The 26688-nt window shown below is 73.8% G+C and carries 18 protein-coding genes, 1 pseudogene and 2 riboswitches; of the genes and pseudogenes, 3 read left to right on the top strand and 16 right to left on the bottom strand.

Annotation, left to right across the window (positions count from 1 at the left end; all coding sequences use genetic code 11):
- From NOD94_RS29485 to NOD94_RS29495, 3 genes are all read right to left on the bottom strand, one after another.
- Positions 1–3853, bottom strand: a 3853-nt coding sequence (locus NOD94_RS29485) for an amino acid adenylation domain-containing protein (protein ID WP_281209193.1), incomplete at its 3' end; no start/stop codon positions are given.
- Positions 3854–4041: 188 nt separating this feature from the next.
- Positions 4042–5370, bottom strand: a complete 1329-nt coding sequence (gene entS, locus NOD94_RS29490; protein WP_281209194.1) for an enterobactin transporter EntS — start codon at positions 5368–5370, stop codon at positions 4042–4044.
- A 32-nt stretch (positions 5371–5402) separates the two neighbouring features.
- On the bottom strand, positions 5403–5651 hold the full coding sequence (locus NOD94_RS29495) for a phosphopantetheine-binding protein (protein ID WP_281209195.1): 249 nt from the start codon (positions 5649–5651) through the stop codon (positions 5403–5405).
- Between the two features lie 173 nt (positions 5652–5824).
- Here NOD94_RS29495 and NOD94_RS29500 point away from each other — a divergent pair, with 173 nt between their 5' ends.
- Positions 5825–6325, top strand: coding sequence for a GNAT family N-acetyltransferase (locus tag NOD94_RS29500; RefSeq protein ID WP_281209196.1), 501 nt, complete (start codon positions 5825–5827; stop codon positions 6323–6325).
- A gap of 79 nt (positions 6326–6404) precedes the next feature.
- On the opposite strand, the gene NOD94_RS29505 is transcribed toward NOD94_RS29500, so the two are convergent.
- From NOD94_RS29505 to NOD94_RS29555, 11 genes are all read right to left on the bottom strand, one after another.
- Positions 6405–6614, bottom strand: coding sequence for an MbtH family protein (locus tag NOD94_RS29505; RefSeq protein ID WP_281209197.1), 210 nt, complete (start codon positions 6612–6614; stop codon positions 6405–6407).
- Between the two features lie 9 nt (positions 6615–6623).
- Positions 6624–9440, bottom strand: coding sequence for a condensation domain-containing protein (locus NOD94_RS29510; RefSeq protein ID WP_281209198.1), 2817 nt, complete (start codon positions 9438–9440; stop codon positions 6624–6626).
- Between the two features lie 510 nt (positions 9441–9950).
- Positions 9951–10646, bottom strand: a complete 696-nt coding sequence (locus NOD94_RS29515) for a hypothetical protein (RefSeq protein WP_281209199.1) — start codon at positions 10644–10646, stop codon at positions 9951–9953.
- Between the two features lie 183 nt (positions 10647–10829).
- A complete protein-coding gene (locus NOD94_RS29520) occupies positions 10830–12716 on the bottom strand; it encodes a siderophore-interacting protein (RefSeq protein WP_281209200.1) in 1887 nt (628 codons plus the stop codon).
- A gap of 139 nt (positions 12717–12855) precedes the next feature.
- Complete coding sequence (locus tag NOD94_RS29525) at positions 12856–13902, bottom strand: ABC transporter substrate-binding protein (protein WP_281209201.1); 1047 nt, start codon at positions 13900–13902, stop codon at positions 12856–12858.
- A 15-nt stretch (positions 13903–13917) separates the two neighbouring features.
- Entirely contained in the window at positions 13918–14769 is an 852-nt protein-coding gene (locus NOD94_RS29530) for an ABC transporter ATP-binding protein (RefSeq protein ID WP_281209202.1), read from the bottom strand.
- Positions 14766–15920 (bottom strand): iron ABC transporter permease, encoded by a 1155-nt coding sequence (locus NOD94_RS29535; RefSeq protein WP_281209203.1) that lies wholly within the window; start codon positions 15918–15920, stop codon positions 14766–14768. The genes NOD94_RS29530 and NOD94_RS29535 overlap by 4 nt, the downstream gene beginning before the upstream one ends.
- The gene (locus NOD94_RS29540; protein ID WP_281209204.1) at positions 15917–16966 is read right to left on the bottom strand and encodes an iron ABC transporter permease; all 1050 of its coding nucleotides are present in this window, start codon (positions 16964–16966) and stop codon (positions 15917–15919) included. The genes NOD94_RS29535 and NOD94_RS29540 overlap by 4 nt, the downstream gene beginning before the upstream one ends.
- A gap of 312 nt (positions 16967–17278) precedes the next feature.
- Positions 17279–18034, bottom strand: coding sequence for an ABC transporter ATP-binding protein (locus tag NOD94_RS29545; RefSeq protein ID WP_281209205.1), 756 nt, complete (start codon positions 18032–18034; stop codon positions 17279–17281).
- A gap of 95 nt (positions 18035–18129) precedes the next feature.
- Positions 18130–19146 (bottom strand): iron ABC transporter permease, encoded by a 1017-nt coding sequence (locus NOD94_RS29550; protein ID WP_281209210.1) that lies wholly within the window; start codon positions 19144–19146, stop codon positions 18130–18132.
- A gap of 77 nt (positions 19147–19223) precedes the next feature.
- Entirely contained in the window at positions 19224–20216 is a 993-nt protein-coding gene (locus tag NOD94_RS29555; RefSeq protein ID WP_281209206.1) for an ABC transporter substrate-binding protein, read from the bottom strand.
- 350 nt (positions 20217–20566) lie between these two features.
- A riboswitch (cobalamin riboswitch) is annotated at positions 20567–20704 on the bottom strand.
- Between the two features lie 271 nt (positions 20705–20975).
- A riboswitch (cobalamin riboswitch) is annotated at positions 20976–21197 on the top strand.
- A gap of 172 nt (positions 21198–21369) precedes the next feature.
- Between NOD94_RS29555 and metE the strand changes: the two genes are divergently transcribed.
- Positions 21370–23691 (top strand): 5-methyltetrahydropteroyltriglutamate--homocysteine S-methyltransferase, encoded by a 2322-nt coding sequence (gene metE / locus NOD94_RS29560; protein ID WP_281209207.1) that lies wholly within the window; start codon positions 21370–21372, stop codon positions 23689–23691.
- 108 nt (positions 23692–23799) lie between these two features.
- On the opposite strand, the gene NOD94_RS29565 is transcribed toward metE, so the two are convergent.
- Positions 23800–24966, bottom strand: a complete 1167-nt coding sequence (locus tag NOD94_RS29565; RefSeq protein ID WP_281209208.1) for a nucleotide disphospho-sugar-binding domain-containing protein — start codon at positions 24964–24966, stop codon at positions 23800–23802.
- Positions 24967–25028: 62 nt separating this feature from the next.
- The gene (locus NOD94_RS29570; protein ID WP_281209209.1) at positions 25029–25979 is read right to left on the bottom strand and encodes an NAD(P)-dependent oxidoreductase; all 951 of its coding nucleotides are present in this window, start codon (positions 25977–25979) and stop codon (positions 25029–25031) included.
- Between the two features lie 254 nt (positions 25980–26233).
- Here NOD94_RS29570 and NOD94_RS29575 point away from each other — a divergent pair.
- Positions 26234–26688 (top strand): annotated as a pseudogene (locus tag NOD94_RS29575) (hypothetical protein); the annotation flags it as partial.

Consider the following 26688-nt stretch of genomic DNA (forward strand, 5'->3'; position numbering starts at 1 on the left):
CCGCGGGCAGGCCGCCGGCCTCCGCGGGCAGGCCCGCCAGTTCGGAGCGCCAGAACGCGGCCTGCCCGGCGGCGAGGGTGCCCGGCCGGTCCGCGGCGCCGAGCAGCTCGCGCTGCCACAGCGCGTAGTCGGCGTACTGCACCGGCAGCGGGGCGAACGCGGGCTCGGCGCCCGCCAGTCGGGCGGCGTAGGCCTGTTCCAGATCGCGCAGGAACGGCCCCATCGACCACTCGTCGCTCGCGATGTGGTGCAGCAGTACGACGAGGGCGTCCGTCCCCGCGCCGGTGTCGCGCACCAGCGTCACCCGCAGCGGAGCCTCCGCCGCGATGTCGAACAGGTGCGTCAGGGCCCGGGTGACGGCCCCGTCCAGCGCGGCCGCGCCGTCGACCTCGTCGACGGACAGCCGCACACCGGCCGCGGCCGCGTCCAGCACCCGCTGGAACGGGACGCCGTCGCGCTCCCCGAAGACCGTGCGCAGGGCCTCGTGCCGGGCGACGGTGTCGGCCAGCGCCGCGTCCAGGGCGACCGCGTCGAGCGGGCCGTCGAAGCGGACGGCGAAGGGGATGTTGTAGGTGGCGCTCGGGCCCTCCACCTGGTGCAGGAACCACAGTCGCCGCTGGGCGTACGACAGCGGCAACGGGTCGGGGCGGACACCGGCCGACGGCGCCGTCCGGGACACCGCGGCGCGCTCGGCCAGCAGGCCGGCCAGCGCGGCCACGGTCCGGGCCTCGAACACGTCCCTGATCCCGCAGTCGGTGCCCAGCGCGGCCCGGGTCCGGGCGATCACCCGGGCGGCGGGCAGGGAGTGCCCGCCCAGGACGAAGAAGTCGTCGTCGGGTCCCACGGTGGGCAGACCGAGGACGTCGGCGAAGATGCCGGCGAGGATCTCCTCGCGGGCACCGCGCGGACTGCGCCCACCGGCGGAGACCAGGCCCGCCAGGTCGGGGGCGGGCAGGGCGCGCCGGTCGACCTTCCCGTTGGCGGTCAGCGGGAACGCGTCGAGGACCACGACGGCCGAGGGCACCATGTACTCGGGCAGCGCCCCAGCGGCGGCCTCGCGCAACGCGGCGGGGGCCGGTTCGGTGGCGGCAACGGCGGCAGGGGTGACGTAGCCGACCAGGGCGGGGAAGCCGGGCAGGTCCTCGCGGACCAGGCAGACGGCCCGGCCGACGCCCTCGCAGGCCGTCAGTACGGCCTCGACCTCGCCGAGTTCGATGCGGAAGCCGCGCAGCTTGATCTGGTCGTCGGCCCGACCCAGGAACTCGATCCGGCCGTCGGCCCGGCGCCGGACCAGGTCCCCGGTCCGGTACATGCGCTCGCCCGGCCCGCCGAACGGGTCGGCGACGAACCGCTCGGACGTCAGGGCGGGGCGGCCCAGGTAGCCGCGGGCCAACTGGTCGCCGGCCAGGTACAGCTCACCGGGCCGGCCGGGGGCCACCGGGCGCAGCGCACCGTCCAGGACACGGGCGCGGGTGTTCCAGAACGGGGTGCCGATGTCGGGGACGCCCGTGTGGTCGGGCGCGAGGACGCCGGAGGTGGCCCAAACGGTCGCCTCCGTCGGGCCGTACACGTTGGTCACCGACGCCGCGCTCCGGGCCAGCCGCTCGGCGAGGGCCGCGGGGAGGGCCTCGCCGCCGACGAGGACCCGGGTCCCGGCCAGCGTGGCCGGTCGGCCGTCCTCCAGCAGCGCGTGCCACAGCGAGGGCGTGGCCTGCATGACGGCCGGGCGGTGCTCGTCGACGAGGGCGGCCAGGGCCGCGGGGTCGCGTACGGTGTCGCGGTCGGCGAGGACCACGGTGGCGCCGCGGAGCAGCGGGGTGTGGATCTCCAACACGTGGATGTCGAAGGAGACGGTGGTCACCGCGACGAGCCGGTCCCCGGGAGCGAGCGCCAGCTCCTCGCACTGCATGCGCAGGAAGTTGGCGAGCGCGGAGTGCGGGATCACCACCCCCTTGGGGCGGCCGGTGGAACCCGAGGTGTAGATGACGTACGCCGGGTGGTGGAGGGCCGGCCGGACCGGCCGCGGGAACGTTTCATCGACGGCGGATCCGGCATCGGTGTCACCCGCGTCGGCGAGCGCCGACAGGGTGTCGGGGGAGTCCAGGACCACGACGGGCACCCCGGCGACCTGCGGGACGAGCGGCGCGAGCGCCAGCGTCGTCAGCACGCACACCGGACGGGCGTCCTCGACCATGAACGAGAGCCGCTCGGCCGGGTAGTCCAGGTCCAGCGGGAGGTAGGCCCCGCCCGCCTTGAGCACCCCGAGCAGCGCCACGACCAGGTCCTCGCCCCGCGCGAGGGCGATGCCGACGACGGCCTCCGGGCCCACGCCGTGTCCGGCGAGCACCCGGGCGAGCCGGTCGGAGCGTTCGGCCAGGGCCGCGTAGTCGAGGGACTTCTTGCCGGCGATCACGGCCGTCACCTCGGGGTGGAGCCGCGCCGCCTCCTCGAACAGGTCGACGAGGGTACCGGCGGGCAGCTCGCGGGCCGTGTCGTCGTCCGCGCGTACGGCGGCCTCCAGGGCGGCGGGCGCCAGCAGGTCCGGCCGGCCCACGGGAGCCTGCGGTCCGGCGGCGGCCAGCTCCCGCAGGAAGTGCGCGAACTCGGCGCAGCGGGCGCCGAGCGAGGCCGCGTCGTAGGCGTCCGGGTTGCCGTCGAACTCGAACCGGATCCGGCCCCGGGCGCTGTCGTGGTAGACCCCGAGGGTGACGTCGTCCACCGGACCGGCGGCGATGTTGTGCACCGTGCCGGGGGAGCCCGCGAAGTCCAGGGCGGTGTCGAAGGCCTTGATGTTGACCATCGGCCCGAGGAGGCCCTGGGCCCGCCCGGAGAGTCCGAGGTCGCGGCGGATGTCCTCGGCGCGGTAGCGCTGGTGGCGGCGCAGGCCGGTCGTGGCGGATGCCACCTCGCGGACCAGCTCGCCGATGGGGGTCGCGGGACGCACGGGCACCCGCAGGGGCAGCACGTTCACCACCATCGCCGGTACCTTCAGCGCGGCCGACCCGAGCCGGGCCATCGCCGGCACGGACAGCAGCACGTCGCGGCTGCCGGTGGAGCGGTGCACGAAGGCGGCGAAGGCCGCCGTCACGACGTCGGCCCAACTGGCCTTGGCCGCACGGGCGATGGCCAGCAGGCCGGTGGTCTCGGCGGCGCCGAGGGTGGCTCCGTCGCGCAGGAAGCCGTGCGCGGCGGCCACGGCGGTGCCGCTCAGCGGCTCCGGTTCGGGGCAGTCGGCGAGGCGCTCCAGCCAGTACGCGCGGTCCGCCGCGAAGGCCTCGGAGGTCCGGTACTCCCGCTCGGCCTCCACGACCGAGGCGAGCGTGCCGAACGAGCGGGCCGGCGGCTCCTCGCCGCTCAGCAGGGCCGAGTAGACCTCGGCGGTGCGCCGGGAGAGCAGGGAGAACGCGAACGCGTCCAGGGTGATGTGGTGGGCCCGCTGGTACCACAGGACCCGCTCGGGGCCGACCCGGTGCAGGGTGAACAGGGACAGGGTGTCGACGGTCAGGTCGAGCGGTCGTGCCATGTCACGGCGCATCGCCTCGACCGCCGCCCCCACCGGATCCTCCTCGCCGGTGTGGTCGAGCACCGCCACCAGCGGCCCGGAGGCCGGGCCGGACCAGGTCTCCTGGTACGGCTCGCCGGCCTGGTCCTCCGAGAAGCGCGCGGTCAGCGCCTCGCACTCGGAGACCGTCCGCCGCAGCGCCGAGACGAACACGCCGGGGTCGAGCGGACCGTCGATCTCGACGTACTGGCCCACGTTGTAGACCGGGGACGCGGGGTCGAGCCGCTGGCCGTACCAGACACCGGCCTGTGCCCCGGTGAGGGGGAGACGCTGGGAAGGGCGGTCGCTCATGGGATCGTGCTCCAGATTCAGGCAGCTGCGGGGAGAGGCGAGGGGAGGGCCGTGGCGGTCGACGGCCCATGACGGGGCGCGGGCGGGGCGCGGCGCGGAGTCCCCCTCCCGGGGACCGGGGGAGGGGGAGAGGGAGGGGGAGGGGGAACGACTGTCAGACGGGCGGCGGACAGTCGTGTGACGGTCGATCAGACGCTTTTGGTGGGACCGAACTTCGCGGTGTCGGCGGCCTCGCCCAGCGGGCCTTCCCCGACCGGCTCGTCCGCCTCCTCGCGGGGCAGGGTGGCGCGGCGCAGTCCGGGTACGGCGATGGCGACGGCGACGGCCGCCACGGCGCAGACGGCGCCGTTCAACAGGGCCGCGCCGGCCGGGCTGAACCAGCGCGCGACCGCCGCGACCTCGACGTCGCCGATGATGTCCCCGGTGGTGCCCTGGGTGGTGATCACGCTGACGATGCGTCCGCGCAGCCGGTCCGGAGTGCTGTGCTGGACCAGCGCGTACTCGAGGATCTCGTAGACGGTGCCGCAGGCGCCGCCGACGGCGAGTGCCGCGCAGGCCAGGTAGACGTTGCCGCTGAGGGCGAATCCGATGGTGGCCAGGCCGCCGACGAACGCCGCGAGCAGCAGCAGCCGTCCGGGGCGTGCGGTGCGGGTGAGCCATCCGCTGGTCGCCGAGACCGCGACGGCGCCGACCGCCGGCGCGGAGTACAGCAGGCCCAGCATGACCTCGCCGCCGTTGAACTGGCGGTCCACCATCTCGGGGAACAGGACCACGGGCACGTTGAACAGGGCGGTGACACCGCCGAGCAGCACCAGGCCGCCGACCACGCGGTTGTGCCAGGCGTGCCGGAAGGCGACGAGGAGGGAGCCGGAGTCCGCGTTCTCGTCGTCGTCCGCGTCGGGGTCCTCGGCGACGGGCGGCAGCGGGCGGATACGGGAGATGAGGAAGGCGGTGAGCGCGGTGGTCACGGCGGCGAACGCGAAGACGGGCGCGGGGCCGCTCAGGGCGAGCAGCACACCGCCGAGGAACGGCGCCGTGATGGAGCCGATCTCCCCGGTCAGGGATATCAGCGCGCCGGCGGCGGGGAGTTGGTCCGGTCGCACCAGGGTGGGGGCCACGGCCATCAGGGCGGTGAAGCTGACTCCGGTGGCGAGGCCGTCCCAGGCGACGCACAGGTAGATCGCCCACTGGGACGGGTCGTCGAGCATCGCGTTGACGGCGAGTCCGGCGAAGGCGAGGGCCGCGGCGCCGCGGGCGCGGACGATGAGCGTCCGACGGTCGTTGCGGTCGGCCATGACGCCGCCCCACAGGGATCCGAGCAGCACGGTGATGCTCATGATCATGCTGACCACGGCCACGTCGAAGGTGGACCGGGTCAGTCCGTACACCTGGGCGGACAGCGCGACCGTCGCCATGCCCAGGCCGAACAGCGAGACCACGCGGGCGATGAAGATCGCCCGGAAGTCGGGGCTGGTGCGCAGTGGTTCGATGTCGATGACGAGGTCACGCAGGGGCACAGGTGGCTCCGGGGGTGGGAGGGCGGGCCGGTTCAGACGGCGGGGGACAGGATTTCGGCCCAGGCTCGGAGCGTCGGGCGCTCGGCGAGGTCGACGAAGCTGATCCGGGCGCCCTCGGCGCGCCAGCGCTCGACGAGCGTCATCAGCCGGATGGAGTCGAGGCCCTGGTCGAGGAGGCTCTCGTCCACGAGGACCTCGGCGGGCTCGGCGTACAGCACGTCGGCCACGTCGCGGACGAGCCGGTCGAGGGCGAAGGTTTCGGGAGCGGGGGTCGGATGCATGGGGTTCTCCTGTTCGGTGGCCGGACGGGGCGTTCGCCGGCCGGTGGGAGGTGGCGCGCGCCGTCGGGTGGGCGGGCGGCGATAAGCGCGGCGAAAACGGCGGTACCGGCGCCATATGCGCTGCGATGCAGAGCATTTGATGTGGCGACTTAGGTAAGGCTAACCTAAGTTTTATGATCTCTGTAACGGTGGACCAGCCCGGACGCCCGGGCCCGGCCCCCACGTCGCCGCAGGTGCGCACCGGCCGGACCGGGGACGCGCCCGCACTGCACGCGCTGTCCGCGCCCTTCGTCCGATCCGGTGCGCTCCGGTCCCGGCCCCCGGAGCACTACCGGGCGCACGCGGGCCGGTTCCTGCTGGTGGAGGGCGATGTCGAAGGCTCCGTCCGGGGGTGCGTCGCCCTCCGGGGAGCGGAGCCCGGCACCGCCGTCCTCTACAACTTCTGCGTCGCCGTCGCCGGCCAGGGCCGGGGCATCGGCGCCGCGTTGCTGTTCGCCGCCTGCGCGCGGGCGCGCGGCGAGGGCAGGCGTGCGCTGTTCACCGCCACCACCGGATCCGCCCGGCTCTTCGTCCGGTACGGGTTCCGGCCCGTGGCGGCCGCCGGAGCGCCGCCCGGCTGGGCCGCGCGGCTCGACCCCGCGCGCGGGTCGCGGGTGCTGAGGCTGAGCCTCTGACCCGCACCCGAGGGCCGGGGCCCGGGAAACCTTCCCCGGCCCCGGCCCGTACCGGCCGGGCGACGCCCCGACGGGGTCATCAGCCCTGCGCGATCAGGCTCGCGGGGCGCATGTCCGTCCAGTTCTCGTCCGTGTACCGCGCACAGCCCTGCCGGGTGTCCTCGCCGTGCGCGACGGTCCAACCAGCCGGAACCTCGGCGAAGGCGGGCCAGAGCGAATGCTGGTTCTCGGCGTTGACGAGCACGAAGTAGCGGGCGTCGTCGTCCTCGAAGGGATTGGTCGTGGCCATGGGTCTCTCCTAAAGGTGGGTGGCGGCGCCGGGTGCGCCGTCGGTCGTGGGGGTGGTCTCGTGGAAGGTGGCCGCGAAGCCGGGCTCCGGGTACGTGCCGGCGCGTTCCGAACGGGCCGACTCCCGCGCGGTGGCGGTGGCCTCCTCGCTCAGCGCGCGCGCCTCCGCCGCGCTGAACAGGGCGTCGGACCAGTGCCAGTGCAGGGTGAGCAGGCTCTGCCCATCGCCTCCGGCCGCCGACTGGACGACGAGCCGCAACGGCCCCGACAGCGGGAGCCCGCCACCGGAGGGGTCCGCCGCGTACGTAGCGGGCCACAGGGCCCCGTCCGCCGGGGCCCAGCGGCCGTCACCGGCCGACGGGCGCAGCGCGGCACGGCGCTGGTAGTGCACCCCGCGCCGGGGCAGACCGGCCAGGAGCGCCGCGGTCTGCGTGTTCAGGTGCCGCAGCTGCTCCAGCCCGCGCCCCAGGCCGGGAACCGCCCCGAGCGTCAGGACCGTACGGTCGTACGCCTCCGCCCCCGAGGCCGGACCCGGCGGCAGCGGCAGTCGTACGGTGTGGACGGTGCTCAGGCGCCCGGCCGTGCGCGGCGCGTGGGCGGGCCGCGGCAACTCCAGCTCCACCACCAGCCCGCTCCCGTCGTGCAGCCTCGGCCGGGAGTGCGCCGTGCGGGCCAGGGCGGCCAGCAACAGCACGTCGAAGGCGTGCGGCGCCCCGTCGGACCGCTCCACCGGAGTGGGCAGTTCCAGCCGGGTGACCACTCGGTGGCCCGGACCGCCCGCCGGCCAACTCCGGCCCGCGGGGCTCCTCGTCAGCTGCGCCCAGTGCGTGAGCTCCGCGATCCGGGAGCCCGACCCCGCCTCCGCGCCGAGCCGAGCGGCCCAGACCGAGAGCCCCCCGGCCGGGCCGGGCGGCGCGGTGGGGGACTCCCCGTGGAGCAAAGGGAGTTCGTCGGTCAGCGTCTGCCAGCCGACGCCGTCCACCGACAGCAGGTGCGCCACGAGCAGCAGCAGCCCGGGCTCCCGCGGTCCCGCGTCGAACCAGACGGCCCGCAGCACCCGGGCGCGACCCGGATCCAGTTCCTCGGCGGCCCTGTGGAGGGCGGCCTCGACCAGGCGGTCGCGCTCACCTGCCGGCACCCCGGCGACGGGCACCCGCCGCAGGGTGTCGGCCTCGGTGCAGGCGGGCGCCGCCGAGGCGGGCCTGACCTCCTGGCTCCAGATGCCGTTCGAGCGGTGCAGGGCCAGGCGCAGCGCCGGGTGCCGCCGGGCCAGCCCGGCCAGGGCGCGGCGCAACGGCGCCGTCCCCAGCCCGGCCGGAACGCTCAGCAGCACGGCCTCGTGCGCGCAGTCCACCGGGCCGTCGGTCGCGCGCAGCCGGTGCGCGGACGGCAGCAGGGCCAACGGGCCCGCCTCGCCGTCGGTGGGGGGCGTCGGGCGCCGCGCCGGGACCGGTGCGGACCCCGCGGTCGAGGGCGCGGCGGGCCGGGCGGGGCGGTCGGGGTCGCGACCGAGGGCGGTCAGCATCGCGGCGAAGCCCCGGGCGTGTTCGTCCAGCGAACCGGCGTCGTACAGGGCGGGGTTGCCGTCGACGTCCAGCCGCAGGCGCCCGTCCGGACGGCATGACGCGGCGACCGAGAGGTCGTCCACGGGGCCGGAGGCCAGGCTGACCACGTGCCCCGTCGTCCCGCCGAAGTCCAGCTCGCTCTCGAACGGCCGCAGGTTGACCAGGAGACCCGGAACGCGTCGGCCGGACAGGCCGGGCCAGATGTGCCGGGCGAGGACCTCGCCCCGCACCCGCTGGTGGCGACGCAGGAAGTCCAGCTCGGCTGAGGCCTGCCGGAGCAGGTCCCGGAAGGTGTCGTGGGGGCCCGCGGTCAGCCGGGCCGGAAGGATGTTCACGGCGGCACCGGGGACCCGCAGGGTGCCGGGCGCCGTACGGGCCGTCGTGTACAGCGCCATCGGGGTCTCCCCGCCGTCGGCGTACGGCGCGAGGTGGGCGGCGCACGCGGCGAGCACGGCCTCGCCCCAGGTGCCCCCGGCGAGCCGTGCCGTGGCGGTCACGGCGGCGCTCTCCGCGGGGCCCAGGAGGACGGTGGCGCGCACGGTCGTGTCGGACGGGGCGGCCTCGCGCCCGGTGGGTCGTACCGGCACCGGCGGTGCGGGGTGACGGCGGGACCAGGCCTCCAGGTCGGTGGCGTAGGCGGCGGAGCCGAGGTAGGCGCGCTCCGCGCGGGCCAGTACGGACACCGGGGCGAAGGGTGAGGCGGGCGGGCGCGAACCCGTCACGAGGGCGGTGTAGTGCTCGCTGACGCGGCGGCTGAGCAGGGACACCCCGTAGCCGTCGACGGCCAGTTGGTGGAAGTACTGCACCAGCAGGTGGTGTTCGGTACCGAGGGTGACGAGCGCCGCGCCGAACAGGTCGGGGGTGTTCTCCGGCGCGGGCGGGTCGAGCAGCAGGTCCAGCCGCGGCGGGCAGGCGAGCCGTTCGCGTACGAGGTCCAGGGCGGCGGCGATCGGGTCCGCGGCCTCCGAGGTGTCCAGCCGAGGCAGGCTCCGCCCGGCCGGTCGCAGGGCCACGGGGGACTGACCGTAGCGGCCGTCGTCGAGGGTGAGGCGGAACCGCAGCCAGGGCGCCTCGTCCAGGGTGAGACCGAGGGCCTCCTCCAGGGCGGCGGCGTCGAGCGGGCCGACGAGTTCGATGTACTGGCCCACGTGATGGCCGGCGTACGAGGGGTTCGCGCTCTGCGCGGCGAGTACGTGGGCCTGGGCGGCCGTCAGTTCCTCGGGCGCGGGGCCGACGGGGGCGGTGGCGGTGGTCGCGGACACGGTTCAGCTCCGGGGGGACGCGGTGGGGTCCGCCGCCCGGGCCGACGAATGCGACGGTCCGGTACGGGCGGTGGCGCCGGCGCCGGCCCGGTGGCGTGCGGGGGGTTCGTCGGTTCCGGGTCCGGGCTTCGCATGTGATGCGGACATGCCCATCCTTCCTCTGACCTGCCCGGTTTATCGGGGCAAGGCGTACCTAAGCTGACTTATCGGGTGTGGAGTGTCAAGTCGGCCTGAACCGGCTTGAATTGGCTGGTCCAGGGCATCGGCTCGGTGCCGGCCGGAGCGAATCCGGGCATGCGGAGGAGACCCTGCGGCCCGGGCGCGGGTGCTGCCCGTCGGGGAGAGGGCGTACGGGGGAGCGGCCGTCCACCGCACGGTGGACTGCCGCCCGGGACGGGACCGTCGACGCCGGACGGCGCGTACGGAGCCCGCCGCGCGGGAGGCGGGGCGGAGAGCGGCTCCCCGGTGCGGGGCAACCGTTTCCCGGGGTCGGGCGGATGTCGGGCGGGCCTACGGCGGCTCGTGCCCGACGCCCCGGCCCCGGTCGTCGTGACGGGGGTTGGGGGACCGGTCCGACGGCCGGTCGTGACCCGCCGCCGGGTGTCCCACGAGGCGCGGCGACAGCAGCGGGTCGTCGAGGTGGACCAGACGGTATCCGGCCGAGGGCTTGCCCCGGGTGGAACTCGGTGCGGGTCCGGCCCCGCGGGAACGCCTGGCGGTGGCGCCGCGGAGCTTCGGTCGGGCCCGTTGGGCCGCCTCCACCAGGGCGCCGACGGCCGGCGCCTCCTGGCGCAGCCGGTTGAACCCGCGTACGGAGAAACCCGCGAGCTTGGCCGCGTACGGCCAGGGAGCACCCTCACGGATGGTCCGCAGGACCAGGTGGATCATGGCCGGTGTGGGGCCGTGTCCCGCGTGCAGGCCGCGCGAGGCCGCCAGGGCCCGGGCGGCGCTCATGGCGTGCGCGAAGGCGGGGTCCCTTTCCAGCCACTCGCCCAGCATCCGGTCGGTCAACCCGGCCGCCGCGGCGGCCGCTTCGACGGACAGGCCCTGCGCCGAGGCCTTCAGCGCCTCCGCCATCCTGCTCGCGATGTCCCACCGGTGGCTCGACATCTCGGGCAGCGCCGCCCGCAGCCGTCCGTCCGCCTGGTCGTGGCCCTCCAGCCAGTCGACGAGGTCCCCCGCCCAGTCCTGCGGCTCGGGTTCCACGCTCCGATCCCCGTGCATCGCCTACACCCCCACGGGAACGTCAACGGCGCGGTGGCCGGGCGGCGCGACGGGCCCGCCATGCCCGCGCCGGTCGGGCGGTGTGCTGCGATCCTGCATGTCTTCCTGCCCCCTTCAGGTCCCCGCCCCGGGTTCCGCGCCCTCGCGGAACCCGGAACGGCACTTCTAGATTTCGTCCGCCGTGGGCGCGAGGACCCACAGCCGGTGGTCCCAGCCGATGTCGCGGCAGTCGCGGACGCGCAGGCCCGCGCCCTCCGCCAGCTCCGTGATCTCCTCCTGCGACCGCACGGCCGAGCCGAACGCCGAGGCCAGGCGCAGGTGGTGCAGGGCGGCCTCGACGTCGTCGGCGTCCGCGGTCGCGACCTGCTCCACCAGCAGCAGCGTTCCTCCGGCGGGCAGCGCGGCGCCGCTCTCGCGCAGGACGAGGGCCGCGTCCGCGTCCGGCAGCAGGTCGAGCAGCCGGCACAGCAGGACCGTCTCGTCGCCGGGCGGTACCGGGCCGGTCGTGCCCAACAGCTCCACCCGGGGCAGCACGTCGGGATCCAGCACCCGCTCACCGAGCACCCGCAGGGCCGAGGGCTGCGCGGCGACCGTCACCTTCAGCCCGGGGAAGGCCCGGACCAGCGAGTTGACGACGGCGCCGGCGCCGTGGCCACCGGCCGTCAGCGAGGCCGCCGACGCCCAGTCGTACCCTCCCACGACGCCCGGCGCGATCCACAGGGCCTCGTCCTCGACGGCCGCCCGCGCCGATCCGGCCAGCCGCTCGTCCGAGGCCATCGCCTCGGCCAGCGGCAGCCCCGACAGCGTCCGGTAGCCCGCCCGGCCCGTCCACAGGCTCTCCGCGAGACCCGCCAGGGACAGGTCCAGCGCCGCCTGCGCGCCGCGCAGGTCGTACTCCTCCAAGGAGTGGTCGTCCTCCACGAGTTCCTCGCCGACCGGCGTGAGGCGGTACCGGGTCACCCCGCCCGCGGCGTCCCCGCCCTCGGCCGACTCGTCCGCCGCGAAGACGTCGAGCGCGACGAGGTAGGTCAGCAGCGCACCGAGGGTGCGCGGCGCGGCCCCGGTACGGGCAGCCAGCCCCGGGGCCGTCCGCACGCCCTGGTGGACGAGGTCCACCAGCCCCAGGGTGACCGCGGCCCGGATGGCCAGACCGGGCGCGAGGTCGGTGAGCTCGTGCAGCCGGTCGTGCGGGTCCTGCTCCTCCTCCACCTCGGCCGCCTCGGCCGGAGCCCGCCCCGGGGCGGGCTCGGTACGGCGCCAGTAGCCGGTGATGTGCGTCCGCTCGCGCGGCACCTGACGGTCCGCCGCGAGGTGACGCCGAATGCCCTTGAGGGTCACGGCCTCGCCCGCGGCCCAGGCGAACACCTCGCCCGGCAGCCACTCCATGCCGCGGACCGCCCGCTCCAGGAGGTCCGTACGACCTGCCGGGGCGCCGTCGCGCACCAGCCAGGTGACCTCGGCGTCGGCCCGCGTCGGCAGCTCCTGGCGGTGGCTCTCCTCGCCGACCTCGATGAACACGCGGGCCACCGTCCCGGCCGGCATCTCCTCCAGCCACCGTGCGATGGCGGGCAGGGCCGTCTCGTCGCCGATCACCAGCAGCCAATCGGCGCCCACGGGGTGACCGTGCGACATCTTGGGCCCGGCGATCCAGGTGACGTCACCGGGCTTGGCGCCCTGCGCCCACGAGGAGGCCACGCCGCCCTCGTGGTTCACGAAGTCGAAGTCGATCTCCCCGGCCTCCGGGTCGAACCGGACGGGTGTGTAGTCCTTGGTCAGTGGACGGGCCTCGGGCCAGTCCAGGCTGGACACGTTCTGGCCGGGCAGCACGGGAAGGTCCGCGCCGTCCTCGGCGAAGAAGAACTTCACGTGGTCGTCGAAGCCCTCGGAGCGCAGCGCCGGCAGGTCCAGCCCGTCCTTGACGAACGCGCCCAATTGAGGGCCGCCCAGGGTCAGGCGCCGCATGCCCGGCGTGACGTCCCGGACGCGGAGCACGGTGAGCTCGCGCAGCACGATGGGGAAGGTGACGACCGGACGGGGATTGCGGCTGGACATCGGCAGGGCTCCTCAGGGGTTCGGGAAGGCACGCGGAGTGCGGTGCGCACGGGGGCGGGGAGCCCCGGGCGCCTGGGGTGGGTCCGGGCGGCGCCCCCGCGCCGCGGGGGTGCGGGGGCCGCCGTGACGCACGGGCCGACTACTGGCCGGCGACGGCCTTGGCGAGCAGCGGCGTCAGCTGCTGCGTGACCCACGGCGCGCTCAGCGGGTCGGGGTAGGCGATCGCCGAGGCGAGGGTGTTGTCCGACGGGACGACGGCGAAGTGCTTGTTCTTCACGGAGTTCAGCGACTGGAAGAGCTTGTTGCCCTCCAGCTCCTTCGGGCTGATGACGCCGCGGTCACCGAACGGGTAGGTCACCAGCAGCACGTCGGCGTCGAGCTGGTCGAGGTTCTCCAGGCTCACGCCGTTCTTGTCGGGGCCGTAGTTCTTGGCCTTGTCCGTCTTCGTGAAGCCGAGGCGCTCGAAGACGCCCGGGTCCTGGGCCTCGTACGACATGAAGCTGATCTGCTCCGGGTGGACCACCGTGTAGGTGTACGTCTTCCCCTTGAACTCGGGGTGCGCGGCGGCGGCGTCGTTCGTGGTCCTGTCGTTCGCGGCGATCACCTCGTTGGCCTTGTCCTCCATGCCCAGGGCCTTCGCCGCCGTCTTCAGGCGCTCCTGCCAGGTGAGGGTGTCGGCCTGGGCCTTGTCGGTGAAGGTGACGACCGGGGCGATGGGGGACAGCTTCGCGTAGTCCTTGTCCATCTCCCAGGTGTTCATGCCGAGGATGATGTCCGGCGCCTCGGCGGCGATGGCCTCGTAGGCGGTGCCGTCGGTGTCGTCGTACGTCTTCAGCTTGGTCGCGCCGAGCTTGGTGATCGCCGCCTGCTTGTACTCGGCGACCTTCGAGCCGTCCTCCACGTCCGGGGTGATGACGGGGACGAGGCCGAGGGCGAGCGCGATCGCGGTGTCGCCGTCCGAGACGGTGGCGACCTTGACGGGCTTCTTCTTGACCTCGGTGTTGCCCCAGGCGTTCTTCAGGGTGACGGGCGCGAAGGCCTTCGCGCCGGCGTCGGCGGAACCGGACGCCGCGGGCTTGCCCTCGTCCTTGGTGGAGCCCTCGCCGCAGCCGGAGAGCAGGCCGACGCAGGCGGCGGTGGCCACGAACGCGCCGAGGGTACGGAGTCTGGTGTTCTTGCTGTGCATCGGGATGTTCTCCGTTTACGAGGTGGTGTGACGGCCCAGGGGGAAGATCTGGGGCCGGTCGGAGCGGGGATGGGGAACGACCAGGCAGTCGAGGCCGAACACGTCGGCGACGGTCTGCTCGGTGAGGACCTCCCCGGGGCTGCCCTGCCGCACGATCCGGCCGTCGCGCATGGCGACGATGGTCGAGGCGTACAGGGCGGCCTGGTTGAGGTCGTGGGAAACCAGGACGATGGTCTTTCCGGACTGCTCGTTGAGGTCCGCGAGCAGGTCCATGACCTCGATCTGGTGAGCGATGTCCAGGTAGGTGGTCGGTTCGTCGAGCAGTAGCAGCGGAGTCTCCTGCGCCAGCGCGAGGGCGATCCACACCCGCTGGCGCTGCCCGCCGGACAGTTCGTCCACCGGACGGTCGACGAGCTCAGCCGTACCGGTGGCGGCCAGCGCCCGGGCGATGACCTCGTCCTCGGCGGCGGTACGGCGCTGCCCGAACCGCTGGTGCGGGTGGCGCCCCCGCCAGACCAGGTCGGCGACGGTGATCCCCTCGGGGGCGATCGGCGACTGCGGCAGGATGCCGAGCCGGCGGGCCACCTCCCGCGTCGGCAGGGCGTGGATGTCCCGGCCGTCGAGCAGGACGGAGCCGGCGGCCACGGGCAACAGCCGGGCCATCGACTTCAGCAGGGTGGACTTGCCGCACGCGTTCGGGCCGACCAGGGCCGTGATGCGGCCCGGCTCGATCGTCAGCGACAGTTCCTCGATGACGTGCCGCCGGTCGTAGCCGGCACTGATCGCCCGTGCCTCCAGCCCGGGTGCGGGGACCGCCGGTTCGGCGAGGTCGAGGGAGGAGGGGCCGGGGGCCGCGAGGTCGTTCATGAGCGTGCTCCTTGCCGCCGCAGCAGCAGTCGGACGAAGTAGGGGGCGCCGATCAGCGCCGTCAGGACCCCGGTGGGCACCGGGCTGATCAGCGGCCCGTGCTGGGCGAGTACGTCCGCACCCAGCACGATGACCGCGCCGACCGCGGGCGCCACCAGCAGCGTCCGTTCGGCGCCGACCAGCCGGACCGCGATCGGCCCGCTGATCAGCGAGACGAACCCGATCGGCCCGGTGACGCCCGTGGCGAGGGCCGCGGCCGCCGCGCCGACGAGCAGGGTGGCGGTCCGGGCGGCGCGCACCCGGGAGCCGAGCCCGTGCGCCAGTTGGTCCCCCAGCGACAGCGCGCCGAGCGCGCGGTTCAGGGGCAGCACGCACGCCCCGGCGCCGAGGAGCGCCACGGCCAGGACGCCCACCCCGGACCACTCGGCGCCCGAGACGCTCCCGACGAGCCAGCGGGTGACCTGGGCGATGCTGTGCTGACCGGCGGAGGAGAAGAGGTAGTTGACGTACGCGGCGCACACCGCGGACAGGGCGATGCCGATCAGGACGAGCCGGTTGGTGTCCACCCGGCCGCCGCGCCGGCTGAGCAGCAGGATGGCGCCGACCAGCAGGAACGATCCGCCGATGGCGGCGCCCTCCACCCCGTACGGCAGGGCCGGGGCGAACAGCAGGACGGTGACGGCGCCCGCGCCCGCGCCGGAGGAGATCCCCACGATGTCGGGGGTGGCGAGGGGGTTGCGGATGAGCCGCTGGTAGAGGGCGCCGGAGAGTCCGAACAGCGCCCCGGCCAGCAGCGCGGCCAGTGCCCTCGGGAGCCTGATGCGGTGGATGACGTAGTCGGCGAGGCCGGTGCGCATCCCGAACGCGGCGGGCAGCACGTCCCCGCCGGGGATCCCGCGCAGCCCGCCGAGCAGTACCGAGGCGACGATCAGACCGAGCGCGAGGGCGACGAGCACGGCGACGACGACCGTCGCGCGGCGGGTCCCCGCGCTCCGGGCGGCGCGCAGCCGGGCGGCGGTGGCGGCGATGGTGTCGGCTGTGGTGTCGGCGGTGAGGGCCGCGGCGTGCGCGGTGGTCGCCGCGTTCGCGGGACGGGCCGTCACGGCGACGGCGGCCTTCCCGGTGGTCGGGGTCGGGTCCGTGGCGGTCATGCCCGCACCGCCCCTCGGCGCCGGGCCAGCCAGACGAAGTAGGGGGTGCCCACGATCGCGGTCATGACCGACACCTGCACTTCTCCGTGTTCGAGCACGAGCCGGCCGGCCGTGTCCGCGCCGACGACCAGCACCGCGCCGCAGAGCAGGGCCAACGGCAGCGACCAGCGGTGGTCGCTGCCGACCAGCAGCCGGGCGACGTGCGCGGCGACGAGGCCGACGAAGGCCACGGGTCCGACGGCGGCGGTGGCTGCGGCGCACAGCGTCACGGCGACGGCGGCGCTCGCCAGCTGGGCACGCTCGACGCGCACCCCGAGCCCCCGCGCCGTCTCCTCGCCGAGTCCCAGCACGTTGAGCGTCCGACCGAGCGGCAGCGCCAGCAGCAGCCCGACCAGCGCGAACGGGGCTATCTCGTCCAGGACCTGGGCGCGGCCGGTGAGCTGTCCCACCGACCAGAACCGCAGAGAGGAGTAGACGGCCTCGTCACGGACGACCAGCAGGGTGACGATCGAGGCGAGCACGGCGGCGGTGGCGACACCGGCCAGGACCAGCCCGAGGGTCGAACTCCCCGTGTTGGTACGGGTGCCGATCAAGTACACGAGGACCGCGGTGAACGCAGAGCCCGCCAGGGCCAGCCAGAAGAAGCCGCTCGCGTCCGACACGTCGAGGAAGAGGATGCCCACCACCACGAAGAGCGCGGCGCCCTGCTGGATGCCGAGGATTCCCGGATCGGCGAGCGGGTTCAGCGTCAGCGCCTGCATGACGAGACCGGAGGCGCCGAGCGCGGCTCCCACCAGGAGTCCCAGCAGGGTGCGCGGGATGCGTTCGGTCCACAGGACGTCGTGGTCGTAGCCGGCGGCGCCGGGGTGCAGCAGGATCTTCACGATCTCCAGGGCGGAGATGTCGCGGGCGCCGAGGCCGACGCTCGCGACGGTCACCGCCGCCAGGATCACGCCGGCGGCGACCAACACGACCGAACCGCGCGAGAACTTGGTCCTCGGGGGGCGGGGCGCGGACGTGGCCACCGGCAGGGCCGATTGAGTCATGGGGGTGCGAGAGCTCCTCAAGTGCGAACGTGCACTTAGGTTAGCCTTATCTAACTCTGGTGATCCATTGCGGAGCCCACGGCGATCGAACGGAGAGGCCGGAATGCCCACTTCCGGCACCTGTGAACCCCTTGACGTGAACGGCGCGGGGAAGCACGTCCGGGTGCGGCTGTGCGGAGGGGGTCGTGCACCGGCTGCGCGGCGGGGGAGTCCCCTCTCCGACGGCGCCGCCTCCCATCCAGGAGGCCGACGCGGACGTCCACACGCGCAAGGCGGCGCCGTCGGCAGGTGGTACGGGGTCCTTCGTGCGGGTCAGACCGGCGGGCGGTCGAGGCCCGGCAGCACGCTGATGACGGGCACCCCGGTGCGCGGGTGCTCCATGACCTCGGCCTCCACCTCGTACACGTCGGACAGGAGTTCCGCGGTCAGCACCTCCCGTGGCGTGCCCGTCACGATGACGCGGCCGCCCGCCATGACACAGATCCGGTCGCAGAAGGCGGCGGCGAGGTTCAGGTCGTGCAGCGCGACGACCGCGGTGACCCCGAGGCGCCGGACGAGCCGCAGCGCGTCGAGCTGGTGCCGCAGGTCCAGGTGGTTCGTCGGCTCGTCCAGGACCATCGTCCCCGTGCACTGGGCGAGCGCGCGGGCGATCAGCACCCGCTGCTTCTCCCCGCCCGACAGCCGGTCGAACGGAGCGTGCGCCAGCGCGCCCACGTGGAGTTCCTCCAGCGACCGGGTGATGACGTCGCGGTCGGTCGCGTCGTCACCCGAGAAGGCCCGCTTGTGCGGCGTGCGGCCCATGGCCACCACGTCGTACACCGTCAGCTCGAAATCCCCCGACGTCTCCTGCAGGACGGCCGCGAGCCGCTGCGCGAGCCGCTTGCCGGACATCCGCCACACGTCGTCGCCGTCGAGGAGCACCCGACCCGACGTGGGCCGCAGCGCCCGGTAGAAGGTGCGCAACAGCGTCGACTTGCCCGCCCCGTTGGGGCCGACCAGGCCCACCACCTCGCCGGGCGCCGCCCGCAGGGACACCCGGTCGACCAGGACCCGACCGTCCACGACCACGCTGACGCCCTGGGCCTCGAGCGAACAGGGCGCCCCCGTCGCCCCCGTCGCCCCCGTCGTTCCTGTCGTTCCTGTCGTCCCGTTCAACGGATCCGTCACCGGGCCGCCTTCCGTCGCATCAGCCAGAGGAAGAAGGGACCGCCGACCAGGGCGGTGAGGATGCCGACCGGGATCTCCTCCGGGCTCATGAGCGTCCGGGCGGCCAGGTCCGCGGCGATCAGGAACGCCGCTCCCAGGAGCGCGGCGGCGGGCAGCGCCCGACGGTGGTCGGCCCCCACCAGCAGCCGGACCACGTGCGGCATGATCAGCCCGACGAAGCCGATCTGTCCGCTGACCGCGACGATCGTGCCGATCATCAGCGCCACCAGCGTGAACAGGGCGCCGCGGAAGCGGTGGACGTCCAGCCCGAGGGCCGCGGCGGCCTCCTCCCCGGCCAGCAGGAGGTTGAGGGGACGGCAGACGCCGAGGAGGACGGCCGTGCCGATCAGGACCGCGCCGACCGGGATCCACACCGTCGTCCAGGTGGTGCCGGCCAGCCCGCCGAGCATCCAGCGCAGCGCGGACTGCGTCTTGTGCGGATCGTTCGAGGTGACGACCAGGAAGCTCGCCACGGCCGACAGCACCTCGGCCGTGGCCACGCCCGCCAGGACCAGTCGTACCGTCGTCATCCTGCCGCCGGAGCGGGCCAGGAAGTAGACGGCGAGCAGGGCGGCAAGCGCACCGCAGAACGCCGCGATCGGCAGCGTGAACAGACCGAACAGGCCCAGGTTCAGGACGAGTACGAGGACCGCCCCGACCGACGCCCCCGAGGACACCCCCAGCAGCATCGGGTCGGCCAGCGGGTTGCGGACCAGTGCCTGCAGCGCCATGCCGGCCACCGACAGTCCCGCGCCCACCACCGCGGCCAGCAGCACCCGGGGCAGCCGGACGTCGACGACGATCGTCTCGCGCACCGGCGTCCAGGTCGGCTCGGCGAGGGCCGGGTGCAGCCGGTGCAGGAGGATGCTCCACACCTCGTCGGCGGGCACGCTGATCGAGCCGGCCGCGATCCCGGCCGTCGCGGCCCCCGCCACCAGGACACCCAGGAACGTCAGCACGAGCGGATAGGGCAACCCGGGCCGCCGCCCGGGACCGGCCGGGGACGCCGGACGGACGCCGGCCTCCCCGGCCGACGCGGCCTTCACCCCGGTCACTTGACGTGGTTCGGGTGGAGCTGACGCGCCAGCGACTCCACGGCCGACGGCATCCGCACACCGAGCACGGTGGACGACAGCGGCAACACCGCGAACCTCTGGTCCTTGATCGCGGGCACGTCCTTCAACGCCGGATGGGCGAGCAGGAACTTCTTCTTGTCCTCGACGGACTGGTCACCGTAGTCGTAGATGACGATGGCCTCGGGCGCGCGCTGCGCCACCTGCTCGAAGGACACGTCGCCGAAGGCCTTGTCCAGGTCGGCGAAGAGGTTGGTTCCGCCGGCCCGCCGCATCATCTCGTTGCCGATGCCCTTGCCGCCCGCGGTGAACGCCGTCTTGTCACCGCTGTCGTACACGAAGAGCTTGACCGGCGGGACGCCCGCGAGTTGCGACTCGACGCGGTCGAGGACGCCGTGCATCTTCGTCACCTGCTGTTCGGCACGCTCGGGCACACCGAAGATCTTCGCGACGGTGCGGATCTCCGCGTCCATCGCGGCCACGTCGACGGGGCCGGTGGGGCACTCCTCGCTGTTGAGGTGCGTGTTGATCCCGGCCTTGGTGAAGGCGGCGCGGCTGCGGCCCTCCTTCTCGTCGAAGGTCGAGGACCACCCTCCGTAGACGAGGTCCGGTTCGGCCTGCAGCAGGACCTCGAAGGACGGGTACTCCTTCGACAGGACCTTCACGCTGTCGTAGGCGCCCTGGTACTCGGGGAGGATCCGGTCGTCGAGGTAGCCCGTGCCGACCATCGACTTCTCCAGGCCGAGCGCCAACATGACCTCGGTGGCGTGCTGGTTCAGCGAGACGGCCCGCTGCGGCGGACGCCGGTAGGTGGACTTGACCCCGCAGTTGTCCACCGTGATCGGAAAGCCCTTCACGGGCCCGGCCGATGACGACGGGCCGGCGGAGGGCGCGGCGCCGCCCCCGCAGCCGGATGCGAGCAGGGCAACGGCGAGTGTGGCGAGCAGGGTCTTCGGGTGGTTGCGGGGCATGGGTGGGTCCTCTCACCGCGGAAGGAACGGGTGGTCTTCGTGCTACGTCGGCCGTAGCCCGGTCAGTGGGTCGACGGTCGCGCTGCGCGCGGCGCTCGACGGGGGCCGTGAAGGGGACCGCGGAGCCGGGGGCGTGAGGAAGGCCACTCGCGCGCCGGGGGCTGGAGCGTGGCGGTGGTCGGGGGCAACGGCCGCCGCCCGCTGTGCGGGTGCCGCTTCTCCAGCTGTTCGGTCGCCACCGCCGGCCTCTCGTCCCTGCCGGACGGCCGGTCGCGTGGCGGGGCACCCCCGTGCACGGCCGCGCCGTGGGGGAAGTGCTGACGGCCACGCCGTAGTCCGCGACGGCGTTCTCGTGTACATGACTGCGCGCCAGGTGTTCCGACTCGCCCGGTGGGTGCCGGGCCTACGGTTGCGGGTCAGTGCCGGATTTCGACCGGCTTCCCCTGGTGCTGCGTGCTTTCAGCCGGAGTGCAACACGGTCCGGCCCGGGGCGTCAAGGTGGCGTCCGTCTCAACGGCGCCCACGACCGGCCCCCTCACCCGCCCGACTGGCGACTCCTTGATCACTCGGGTAGCGTCGAGGGCTTTCACCTGGGGGAACGCCGTGTGAACCCGGCGCCGGCGCCAGCGCAGTCACCGCCGTTGCCGCGCCGTCAACGGCAAGGCCGACGGCGGCCGTGGCTGCCGGCGCACCCGCTCCGCATCTCACCAACCCGTCCACCATGCGGACTTTTGGACCGTTCCTCCAGCGAGTCGGCCTAGTGTGGCTCCCGCAGCTGGTTCGCCCCCGTCCGCCAGGCGGGAGGCGTCGTAAGAGGGAACCCGGTGGGAATCCGGGACTGCCCCGCAGCGGTGAGTGGGAACGACCGCCGTCATACGCACTGGACCCGTCAGGGTCTGGGAAGCGACGGCCAGTAGGAGCCGGCCCGAGTGGCCGGCACGCCCGCGAGTCCGAAGACCTGCCCGTTGCCCGTGCGCGATCGACCGCGCACGGCTTCCCGGTGACCTCGTGGGCGGGTCGGCGTGCACTTCGGACGGACCGTTCCCGTTCGCGTACCGGTCGTACGCGTTCCCGACGACCCGCCCGTCCCGGCACCCTTCGCGTCCCCGTCCCGTCACCGGGCCATGGAGACACACTCGCGAAGGAGAGTTCCGTGACCACCGAGTCCGCGACCCCGGCAGTACGGGCCACCGTGTACGGCTACCCCCGCCAGGGCCAGAACCGCGAACTGAAGAAGGCCGTCGAGGGCTACTGGAAGGGCCGCGTCACCGCCGAAGCCCTCCGTGACACCGCCCGCGCCCTGCGCGCGGACGCCTGGCGGCAACTGACCGCCGACGGCATCACCGAGGTACCGACCGGCGACTTCTCGTACTACGACCACGTCCTCGACACCAGCGTCATGGTCGGCGCGGTCCCCGCCCGCCACCGGTCCGCCGTCACGGCGGACCCGCTCGACGGATACTTCGCCATGGCGCGCGGCACCCAGGACGTGGCGCCGCTGGAAATGACCAAGTGGTTCGACACCAACTACCACTACCTGGTCCCCGAACTCGGCCCCGACACCGTCTTCACGGCCGACTCCACCAAGCAGGTCACCGAGTTCGGCGAGGCCCGAGCCCTCGGCCACACCGCCCGACCGGTCCTCGTCGGCCCGGTCACCTACCTGCTCCTCGCCAAGCCCGCCCCCGGCGTCGCCGACGATTTCGAGCCCCTCACCCTCCTGGACCGGCTGCTCCCCGTCTACGCCCGCGTCCTCGCCGACCTCAAGGCGGCCGGCGCCGACTGGGTGCAGCTCGACGAACCGGCCCTGGTCCAGGACCGCACCCCCGCCGAACTCAACGTGGCCGCCCGCACCTACCGGGAGCTGGGCGCGCTCACCGAGCGCCCCAAGCTGCTCGTCGCCTCGTACTTCGACCGCCTCGGCGAGGCCCTGCCCGTCCTGGCGAAGGCTCCCGTGGAGGGCCTCGCCCTCGACTTCACCGACCGCGCCGCCGCCAACCTCGCCGACCTGGCCGCGGTCGGAGGCCTGCCCGGCAAGCGGCTGGTCGCGGGCGTGGTCAACGGCCGCAACGTATGGATCAACGACCACCAGAAGTCGCTGGCCACCCTCGGGACCCTCCTCGGCCTCGCCGACCGGGTCGACGTCTCCGCGTCCTGCTCGCTGCTGCACGTCCCGCTGGACGCAGCCGTCGAGCGGGACATCGACCCGCAGGTCCGGCGCTGGCTGGCCTTCGCCCGGCAGAAGACCGCCGAGATCGCCACGCTGGCCCGCGGCCTCGCGCAGGGCGCCGGGGCGATCACCGCCGAACTCGCGGCGAACCGCGCCGACCTGGCCTCCCGGGCCACGTCCCCGATCACCCGCGACCCCGCGGTCCGGGCACGTACCGGGGCGATCACCGCCGCGGACGGTCGCCGCGCCCAGCCGTACGCCGATCGAGCCGCCGCCCAGCGGGCCCACCTGGCGCTGCCGCTGCTGCCGACGACGACCATCGGTTCCTTCCCGCAGACGGACGAGCTGCGGGTGGCCCGCGCCGACCTGCGGGCCGGCCGGATCGACACCGCCGGGTACGAGGAGCGCATCAAGGGCGAGATCCGCGAGGTCCTCTCCTTCCAGGAGAAGACGGGCATCGACGTCCTGGTGCACGGCGAGCCCGAACGCAACGACATGGTCCAGTACTTCGCCGAGCAGCTGACGGGCTACCTCGCCACCCAGCACGGCTGGGTGCAGTCGTACGGCACCCGTTACGTCCGACCGCCGGTCCTCGCCGGCGACATCTCCCGCCCCGAACCGATGACCGTCCGCTGGACGGCGTACGCCCAGGAGCAGACCACCAAGCCCGTCAAGGGCATGCTCACCGGGCCCGTCACCATGCTCGCCTGGTCCTTCGTCCGCGACGACCAGCCGCTGGGGGAGACCGCCCGCCAGGTCGGACTCGCCCTGCGCGACGAGGTCAATGACCTCGAAGCGGCCGGGACTTCCGTCATCCAGGTCGACGAGCCCGCCCTGCGCGAAACCCTCCCCCTGCGTGCCGACGGGCACGCGGACTACCTGGCGTGGGCCACCGAGTCGTTCCGCCTCACGACCTCGGGCGTGCGGCCGGAGACCCAGATCCACACCCACATGTGCTACGCGGAGTTCGGTGACATCGTCCAGGCCATCGACGACCTCGACGCCGACGTCATCAGCCTGGAGGCCGCCCGCTCCCACATGCAGGTCGCTACCGAGCTTGCCGAGCACGGCTACCCGCGGGAGGCCGGACCGGGCGTGTGGGACATCCACTCGCCGCGCATCCCCTCGGCCGCCGAGGCCGCGGCCCTGCTGCGCAAGGGCCTCGAAGCCATCCCGGCCGAGCGGCTCTGGGTCAACCCCGACTGCGGCCTGAAGACCCGCGGTTGGGCCGAGACCCGCGCCTCCCTGGAACATCTGGTGGAAGCGGCCCGCGAAGTCCGCGCCGAAGTGGGCGGCGCCGCCTGACGCGACGGCGGGCCGGAACGTCCCCCTCGTGACGTTCCGGCCCGCTCGGGCCCGCTGCCCGCCCCCGGCTCCACGGCGGTTTCCCGTCGGGGCGCCGACTCCGGGGAGTCAGACCGAACCGGCGGCGGCAGCGGCAGCCCGGTGGACGTGCACCGAACGCTCCAGCTCCCGGACGACCTCGGCCGCGGACGGCATCCGCCGAGCCTCGTCCCGCAGCCGCCCGGCCGCCTCCCGGTACGACGGATCGGTGAGCAGCTCCTTGACGGCGCCGGAGACGTTCTCGGTCGTGTCGTCCTCCGGCAGGATCAACCGGCCCGCCCCGTACGCGGAGATCCGCGCCCCGTGCTCCTCCAGGCCCGGCATGCTGGGCACGAACACCTGGGGGACGCCGTTCGCCAGGCAGCTCAGGGTCGTGTTCCCGCCCCCGTGGTGGACCACCAGGTCGCAGGTCGGGGCGAGGACGTCCACCGGGAGCCACCCGGCGCGGCTGCCGGCGGGGAGGGCCGGCTCCAGCTTGCGGGCCACGTCCTCCGGGGTCGCCACCAGCAGTTCCACGTCCAGCGAGCCGACCTTCTCCACCAGGCCGCGCAACGGCTCGAAGTGGTCGTCCGGCGTGACCCGGCTGCCCGCGCTGACCAGCACGCGCGGACGTCTCCCCTTGCCGTACATCCACGGCTCCAGCGGTAGCTGTGTGCTGTACGCGATGTGACGCAGCGACAGCGCCGGGGGCGCGGTGAGGGGGCGCAGGCTCGGCGGCAGGACGCTGATGGAGAAGTCCGGCGCGGGCGGCGCCTGGAGTCCGAGCGCCTCCAGCTCCGGGGCGAGTTCGGACTGCGCGCCGAGGTCGACGGAGAGCGGTTCGCCGATGTCGATGGCGAACCGCACCCAGGGCACGCCCGCGTGGTGGGCCGCGAGGGGGCCCGCGTAGGTCAGGACGTTGGAGACGATCAGATCGGGCCGCCAGCGGTCCACGAGATCGATCAGGCCTGGCAGCGAACTCGCCGCCAGGCGACCGAACATGCGGCCGATCGCGATGTTGCGCTCCGGGCCGTCCGCCGGCGTCGGGACGAGGTTGCCCCGGCGGTCGTGCCGGCAGTCCTGGATCGTCCGGCGCGTGACGGAAACGGCCGGGATACCCGAGTTGACGATGGCGGGCATCGTGACCTCGGGCCCCGTCATGATCACTTCGTGGCCCGCGTTGCGGACGGCCTGGGCCAGCGGGATGTTGGGGAAGATGGTGCCGGCGCCGTTTCCGCCTATGAAGAGAATTTTCATGACCGGATGCTCCGGTACGGATCTGGAGCTCCGCTCGAAAGGGTCCCGGACCGTACCCCTCCTCAACGGGCGTGGCTCAGTCCGGGCCGGGAGGCCAATTCGGCGCGGAGCAGGTCCCGCAGCGATTCCTCCGGACTGCGGCGGGGGTACCACCCCAGCACCCGGTGCGCCCGCGAGATGTCCGACTGCTGCCACTCCACGTCCGTCCGTCCGGCGCCGGCCGCCCGCTCCTCGACGATGCGCACGTCCAGCCCGCTGAGGGCCGCGAGGCGGTCCACGAGGCCACGTACCGACACGGCGACCCCGCGTCCCACGTTGATCGTGGTGTCCGGGGGCCCGGGGGGCGTGGCGGCCGCAGCCAGCACGGCGTCACAGACGTCGCGCACGTCGACGTAGTCACGGCGCGCGCGCAGCGGCGCCAGCCGCAGCTCCAGCCGTGGGGAACCCGCCCGCAGGGCTTCGGCGAGCCGGGCGCCCACCGACCCCAGCAGGCTGCCGCGCCCCGTGCCCGGCCCGTACACGTTGCCGACGCGCAGGACGACGGCGTCCAGCCTGCCCGCGCCGACGGCCCGTTGCACGGCCTGCGAGCCGCGCAGCTTCGACCTCCCGTACGGGGTGACGGGGGCCGGCTCCTGTCTCTCCGCGATGCCGGATCCGATGGTGCCGGGCCCGTACTCGTGGATGGTGCCCAGTTGGATCAGCCGGGGCCGGCCCGGCGCGTCCGTCAGGGCCTCGACCAGCGCCTCGACGGCGAGGGCGTTGGTGCCCAGCAGGTCCTGTTCCGTCGCGTCCCAGATCCGTCCGGCGGCGTTCACCACCAGATCGGGGCGTACGTCGCCCAGCAGTGCCGTCAGTTCGCCCGGGGTCGTCGCGGCCAGGTCGACGCGGACCGTTCCGCCGGTCCGCGAGGCCGTGGTGACCTCGAAGCCCGACGCGTCGAAGGCGGTGCGCAGGCGGCTGCCGAGGAATCCCGTACCGCCCAGAATCAGAACTCGTCGCGGTGCTGTCGTCATGGCCGGTCCGTTCCGGGAGAAGCGAAAGGCCCAGGCTCGACCATGCCCGGCCGGGTGCCAAGCACGTTGACCAGCACATGACGCTCTGCTCACGGTGAATTGTGATCACCGGGGAACTCGTGACCGACCGCTCGGTTCGAGCACCCGTGTCCGGAACTCGACGTTCGTTCCAACGAATCTCCATCCGGATGGCGAAGAGTCGCGGCACAGGCGGGAGCCGATCCTCGCCGGACACGTGAGAGAGAGGAACTTCAGTGCAGCGCAAGTGGAAGCTGACGGGCGGAGCAGTCGGTTCGCTGGGTCTCGCCCTGACCGCGATGATGGCCGCACCCGGTACCGCCGCCGCGACCGGGGCGCCCGCGGTCACGACGACCAGCACCCTTCCGTACGTCTGCCAGACCCGGCTCTCCGGTGAGTGGATACCGGTCGAGTACAGCCGCAACTTCACCACCACGGCCCCGGCCAAGGTCGCGCCGTTCCACACCTTCAAGGTCACCTTCGACCCGGCGCCGATCAAGGCCGTAGCCGCCTACAACAAGCTCCTGAACACCATCTCGTTCAACTACAAGGTTCCCGCCAACGCCACCGTCGTCAGCTACAAGCTGACCGGCGGCAGCAACCTGGGCACCGCGAACCAGTGGGTCGAGCGCAACGGCAACGACCTGCGCGTGAAGTCGGACGGCGAGTGGGCCGGCGGCGTCGAGTTCGA

Origin of the sequence: Streptomyces sp. Isolate_45 (assembly GCF_024721315.2) — a bacterium.
Classification (GTDB): domain Bacteria; phylum Actinomycetota; class Actinomycetes; order Streptomycetales; family Streptomycetaceae; genus Streptomyces.

Coding starts and splice junctions, on each gene's coding strand:
- NOD94_RS29530 (WP_281209202.1), bottom strand. CDS start 14,769: ATGAACGACCTCGCGGCCCCCGGCCCCTCCTCCCTCGACCTCGCCGAA.
- NOD94_RS29570 (WP_281209209.1), bottom strand. CDS start 25,979: ATGACGACAGCACCGCGACGAGTTCTGATTCTGGGCGGTACGGGATTC.
- NOD94_RS29540 (WP_281209204.1), bottom strand. CDS start 16,966: ATGACTCAATCGGCCCTGCCGGTGGCCACGTCCGCGCCCCGCCCCCCG.
- NOD94_RS29520 (WP_281209200.1), bottom strand. CDS start 12,716: ATGTCCAGCCGCAATCCCCGTCCGGTCGTCACCTTCCCCATCGTGCTG.
- NOD94_RS29495 (WP_281209195.1), bottom strand. CDS start 5,651: ATGCATCCGACCCCCGCTCCCGAAACCTTCGCCCTCGACCGGCTCGTC.
- NOD94_RS29525 (WP_281209201.1), bottom strand. CDS start 13,902: ATGCACAGCAAGAACACCAGACTCCGTACCCTCGGCGCGTTCGTGGCC.
- NOD94_RS29500 (WP_281209196.1), top strand. CDS start 5,825: ATGATCTCTGTAACGGTGGACCAGCCCGGACGCCCGGGCCCGGCCCCC.
- NOD94_RS29565 (WP_281209208.1), bottom strand. CDS start 24,966: ATGAAAATTCTCTTCATAGGCGGAAACGGCGCCGGCACCATCTTCCCC.
- NOD94_RS29535 (WP_281209203.1), bottom strand. CDS start 15,920: ATGACCGCCACGGACCCGACCCCGACCACCGGGAAGGCCGCCGTCGCC.
- NOD94_RS29505 (WP_281209197.1), bottom strand. CDS start 6,614: ATGGCCACGACCAATCCCTTCGAGGACGACGACGCCCGCTACTTCGTG.
- NOD94_RS29555 (WP_281209206.1), bottom strand. CDS start 20,216: ATGCCCCGCAACCACCCGAAGACCCTGCTCGCCACACTCGCCGTTGCC.